At 57.1% G+C, this 707-nt stretch carries 1 protein-coding gene; it reads left to right on the top strand.

Annotated elements, in window-relative coordinates:
* Window positions 1-57 precede the first annotated feature (57 nt).
* Window positions 58-707, top strand: a 650-nt coding sequence (locus AAC855_RS21195; RefSeq protein ID WP_340612113.1) for a tyrosine-type recombinase/integrase, incomplete at its 3' end; no start/stop codon positions are given.

Below are 707 nucleotides of genomic sequence, written 5' to 3'. Positions count from 1 at the left end.
AATCTGATGCAGTTCGTCCGTTGGTGTGATGAACGGGGGATCATCACGGCGCAACAGGTGAGTTTCGCCCAGCTGGAAAGCTGGCAACGTTATCTGTCAGCGCAAAAGAATCCGCAGGGTTATCCCGTTGCGGCCAGCACCCTCGTGAAAAAACTGACGAACGTGCGCCACCTGTTCGGTTGGCTGGTGAAACGGCAATACCTGCTGTATAACCCGGCGCGGGATCTGGAACTGCCCCGGACAGACAAAGGGTTGCCGAGGCATATCCTGAGTGAAGAAGAAACCGCCCGTATCCTGACCATGACAAACAGTGACACACCGTTGGGTCTGCGTGACCGGGCTATCATGGAAATGTTATGGAGCAGCGGCATCCGGCGTTCAGAGCTACAGCGGTTACAGATCGGTGATGTGGACTTCGGGCGCGGCGTGGTGTTTATCCGGCTGGGTAAGGGACGCAAAGATCGGGTTGTGCCGTTCGGCACCTCGGCGCAGCAGTGGACACAAAGCTATCTGGAGGAGGTGCGTCCGCGTCTGGTGTGGGGAAAAGATCCGGGTTACCTGTTTGTCTCCAATAAAGGTAAAGGGCTGACTGATGGCAGCCTGACGCAGATAGTCCGCAATGCGCTTCATCGTGCTGAGGTTGAAAAACCGGGCGGTTGTCACCTGTTCCGCCATGCGATGGCCACGCAGATGCTGGAGAACGGCGC

This window comes from Xenorhabdus bharatensis, from assembly GCF_037996705.1.
GTDB classification, from domain to species: Bacteria; Pseudomonadota; Gammaproteobacteria; order Enterobacterales; family Enterobacteriaceae; genus Xenorhabdus; species Xenorhabdus bharatensis.
This window is presented reverse-complemented; position numbering and strand designations above follow the sequence as displayed.